Origin of the sequence: Lysinibacillus sp. NPDC098008 (assembly GCF_044760715.1) — a bacterium.
Lineage (GTDB): Bacteria > Bacillota > Bacilli > Bacillales_A > Planococcaceae > Lysinibacillus.
In genome coordinates, this window is the sequence record NZ_JBIWBA010000053.1 from 1 (window position 1) to 4,074 (window position 4,074).

The window sequence follows — 4,074 nt, forward strand, 5'->3', positions numbered from 1 at the left end:
TCCGTTGGCATAGGAATGGCACCTCCTTTGAATGATACGTTTATCGTACCGGAGGTGCCAGGTCATTTATATGCGTTATTTGATTACGGGCTTACACAAGACAGCTATAATCCATTCACTAAAAGAGATAGACAACTAGAAAATGGGAGGCTAGAAGGAATGGATTATCGTAAGAAAACGGTTGTCGCTTCAGTAGCGGGATTAACCTTAGAAGGAATGGACATTATGTTTATTTCCTTTGCGATGACAATGATTATTGCAGAGTTTAATATCGACCTTGCAACAGGAGGAATGATTTCTTCAGTTACAAATATTGGTATGCTATTAGGCGGTATTATTTTCGGTATACTAGCAGATAAATATGGACGAGTAAAAGTATTTACATATACGATTATATTATTTGCCATTGGTACGGCTTTAACAGGACTAGCCACAAATATTGAACAAGTTTATATCTATAGATTTATTGCTGGTTTAGGTGCTGGTGGAGAGTATGGTATTGGTATGGCACTTGTTGCTGAGGCTTGGCCAAAGAATAAGCAGGGACGAGCTTCCTCTTATGTAAGTGTAGGAGCACAATATGGCGTTATTTTAGCGGCATTATTAAGTGCGATTATTTTACCGCATTTAGGATGGAGAGCATTATTCTTTATTGGTGTATTCCCTGTTATTTTTGCCTTTATTGTACGTAGAAATCTTGAAGAATCACCAGAATGGTTAGCAGCACAGAGCAAGCAACATAAAAAGCAAGAGCAAGGAAAATTAACACAGCTATTCGCCACACCTCGTATAGCAGTAACGACACTTTCGCTTATTTTAATGGCTACTGTTCAAATTGCAGGCTACAATGGCTTAATGATTTGGTTGCCGTCTATGCTACAGCAATCACAAGGGTTATCTGTATCAAGCTCAGCATTGTGGACAATTAGTACCGCAGTTGGCATGATTATTGGGATGCTGACATTCGGTAGATTTATGGATAAATTTGGTGCAAAGCGTGCCTTTGGTGTCTTTTTACTTGCTTCTGCCTGTGCAGTATTTCTGTACTCCTTTGCAACAGGAGCAATTGCTATATTAATGGGAGGCGCTATTGTAGGCTTCTTCTCGAATGGGATGTTTGCCGGATATGGTGCATTAATTAGTAGCTTCTATCCTGTACAAATTCGCAGTACAGCAACCAATACAATCTTTAACTTTGGCCGAGCAATAGGTGGTTTTTCTCCAATTTTCGTCGGCTATATTTTACAAAACTACGATATGACAATAGCAATGATTTACTTAGCGGCGCTATATTGCACTTCCTTTGTTGTGATGTTGACATTGAAAAGCTCAGACAAGGCGATGCAAATCGCATAATCTGATAAATGATAAAAGAACGAATTCCACATTACCGTTGGGATTCGTTCTTGTTATTTTTATAATAAACCTTTTGAGCGTTTTTCAGCCATTTCTACAAGGCGTTTTGTAATTTCTCCCCCAACGGAGCCATTTGCGCGAGAAGATGCTTCAGGACCAAGCTGTACACCAAATTCTTGAGCAATTTCATATTTCATTTGATCGACAGCTTCTTGAACACCAGGTACTTGCAGTTTGTTGGAACTACGGTTCGTATTAGCCATGATTGTCACCTCCTTCAAATTTAGAATGGACGATGTGATACTTTTCATACATTTAAAAAGAAGGAAAGACACACGCTAATTGTTAATCACAACAACTTGTGGAAAGCATGAAGCTCTCTGTTATAATTAAGCCTGATTCTTTATCTTGGCTCAGTGGATGTCCAAATGTCCACTGAACCAAGATAAAAGCCCTGGCGGCAGATGCTTTATGTACTGAAAGCATTAGCGACAGGTACAATTACGCTAGGGCGTAATTGATTGAATAAAAGGAGGAACTAATTTATGACGAATAATGATATATTAATTCGTTTACGCTATGCATTCGATATAAAAAATACAGAGATGGTGAAAATTTTTAAGCTAGGTGGTCTGGACTACACAAAAGAAGATGTGTTAAATATGCTGATTAAAGTAAATGATGAGGAAGAAGCACCAGAAGTATACATTAAATGTAATAATAAAATGCTTGAGGCCTTTTTAAATGGCTTTATTACATTTAAACGTGGACCTCAAAAAACAGCAGAAGGACAGGCTGAAGGGCCAGCACCTGTTACAGGAAAAGAAAGCCCAAATAATATGCTGTTAAAGAAAGTAAAAATTGCTTTAGCTTTAACAAGTGAAGATATGCTTGATATTTTATATGAGGGTGGTGTGAATGTTTCGAAAAGCGAGCTAGGGGCTATTTTAAGAAACCCGAGCCATCGCAATTATAAAGAATGCGGTGATCGCTTTGTACGCAATTTTTTAAGAGGCTTAACATATAAATATAGAGACTAATATACTTGTCAATCTAAAAGCATCCTTTTTTCTTTAAAAATTGTTGACAATTTGTGACGGAATTATGTACAATTGACTTATCACAAAATGTTCACAAAAAAGATGAAAAGTGTTCACAAATAAAGGGGTGCTTGTATGATTTATTTTGACATCTTATTAGTAGCTATTGCATGTATTACAATGCCTTTTATTGTTGCAATTATGTTAGATATTTTTTATGCAGAACGTAAAAAAGTTCGTTTTTCATTACGTCGTACGTCACTATGGTATGTAGCGATGTTTGCGCTATCCTTTATACCATCAGTGCTCCTTGTAACACAAAACGTATAATATATTCAAACACTTAGGGGTAAGTGAGTGAAAGACATCGAGAAATTCAATCTCGATGTCTTTTTTTGTAGCAAAGAAGTATGAAAAGATAGTCTTAAGAATATGATTGCTAGTATATCACAGGATTTTTTCTAGCAATTATCTTACTTAAGGGCGGGAGAGCAATGAAAATTATTTTTTTCATTTTATTGGGGATTATCTATCTTGTTCTAGCAAATGCTATTGAGCTGATGATTATTCAGCAGCTCTTTTTTATCATTGGTATAGCTTTAGTTGGTATAGGCAGCGTGCGTTATATAAAAGCGCGTTATAGTGAAATGCAGCATTTAGCGAATATGCGGGAGGCAAGTGAGGCAGAGATAACAGCTATTCCTCATACACAATGCACAATATCACAGGATGTTTTACATGCTTTATTGTTAAATGAGCAAACGAATATGCTGATTGTAGCACAGCGAGAAGCATTGGATGACCCGCTCAAAGTAATAGAAATTCCATTTAATAAAATATATGAGGTAGCAGTGGTGGAGGATGAAGCAACTATACGAAAAGCGAAAAACTATTTAATAGGTAGCTCATTATTAGATGAAATGGAGGAGCTTGAGGAGGAAGATACAGTTTCACAGCTATCATTAAAGCTAGTTGTGGATCATCTAGCAGCCCCTATTGTTGAATATATATTTATGGAAAATAGTGACCATCCAATTGAAAGGGATACAGATGAATATGAGGAAGCATTGGAACTATGTGAGCAATGGTTTCAAAAGATTAGCGTTATTATTAAGCGCCATGAATTGGAAAGGGTTCCTATTCGACAATGGCAATAGCAAGTGGATGTTTCAAACGACTTTTGAAACACCCGCTTGCTATTTTTCATTAAACTTTAAATTGCTGTAGCTGGTTATTTAGCTCCTCACCAGCCATTGCATGATAATCATTAAATGTTTCTTTATGAGCTATATCACCTGTTGAGATAAAGTTAAAGGCTGCTGATAAACGAACACTCATAGAAAGTGCTAAGTTCTTACTTGCATTTAAGACAATTAAATCTTCCTGTACTAAGCTTTCCGCTTGTTTTTCCATATTTGTATTGGAAATATAAGTGTAGCTTGTAAAGCTAATGACAATTGTTAATAAAAGTATAAATGCACTTAAAATGCGAGCTTTCAGTGTTTTAAATTGGAAAATCCTTTTCATGTTCCCACCTCATTACTTATTCCATATAGAGCATATTGATCAATAATAATTATTATTTCAGACTGTAGACAAAAGCCATCGAGAGGTTCACTCTCGATGGCTTTTGTCATTTTTCTTCCTATTTCTTTTATAGATTTGGTTATATACAACC

The 4,074-nt window shown here is 36.2% G+C and carries 6 protein-coding genes; 4 read left to right on the forward strand and 2 right to left on the reverse strand.

What is annotated here, in order from left to right; genetic code table 11:
• Nucleotides 1-159: 159 nt before the first annotated feature.
• Complete coding sequence (locus tag ACIQVU_RS20045; RefSeq protein ID WP_340807605.1) at nucleotides 160-1,356, forward strand: MFS transporter; 1,197 nt, start codon at nucleotides 160-162, stop codon at nucleotides 1,354-1,356.
• A gap of 59 nt (nucleotides 1,357-1,415) precedes the next feature.
• Here the strand turns inward: ACIQVU_RS20045 and ACIQVU_RS20050 are convergent, their stop codons facing one another.
• Nucleotides 1,416-1,619, reverse strand: coding sequence for an alpha/beta-type small acid-soluble spore protein (locus tag ACIQVU_RS20050; RefSeq protein ID WP_340807604.1), 204 nt, complete (start codon nucleotides 1,617-1,619; stop codon nucleotides 1,416-1,418).
• 282 nt (nucleotides 1,620-1,901) lie between these two features.
• Here ACIQVU_RS20050 and ACIQVU_RS20055 point away from each other — a divergent pair, with 282 nt between their 5' ends.
• The 3 genes from ACIQVU_RS20055 to ACIQVU_RS20065 all read left to right on the forward strand — a co-directional run bounded on the left by ACIQVU_RS20055 (nucleotide 1,902) and on the right by ACIQVU_RS20065 (nucleotide 3,553).
• On the forward strand, nucleotides 1,902-2,396 hold the full coding sequence (locus tag ACIQVU_RS20055) for a YehS family protein (protein ID WP_340807602.1): 495 nt from the start codon (nucleotides 1,902-1,904) through the stop codon (nucleotides 2,394-2,396).
• Between the two features lie 135 nt (nucleotides 2,397-2,531).
• On the forward strand, nucleotides 2,532-2,726 hold the full coding sequence (locus tag ACIQVU_RS20060; RefSeq protein ID WP_340807601.1) for a hypothetical protein: 195 nt from the start codon (nucleotides 2,532-2,534) through the stop codon (nucleotides 2,724-2,726).
• A gap of 164 nt (nucleotides 2,727-2,890) precedes the next feature.
• Nucleotides 2,891-3,553, forward strand: coding sequence for a hypothetical protein (locus ACIQVU_RS20065; RefSeq protein ID WP_340807600.1), 663 nt, complete (start codon nucleotides 2,891-2,893; stop codon nucleotides 3,551-3,553).
• Between the two features lie 49 nt (nucleotides 3,554-3,602).
• Here the strand turns inward: ACIQVU_RS20065 and ACIQVU_RS20070 are convergent, their stop codons facing one another.
• Nucleotides 3,603-3,923 carry a hypothetical protein gene (locus tag ACIQVU_RS20070; RefSeq protein WP_402897007.1) on the reverse strand — a complete coding sequence of 107 codons (321 nt, stop codon included), beginning with the start codon at nucleotides 3,921-3,923 and terminating at the stop codon, nucleotides 3,603-3,605.
• Between the last annotated feature and the right edge of the window lie 151 nt (nucleotides 3,924-4,074).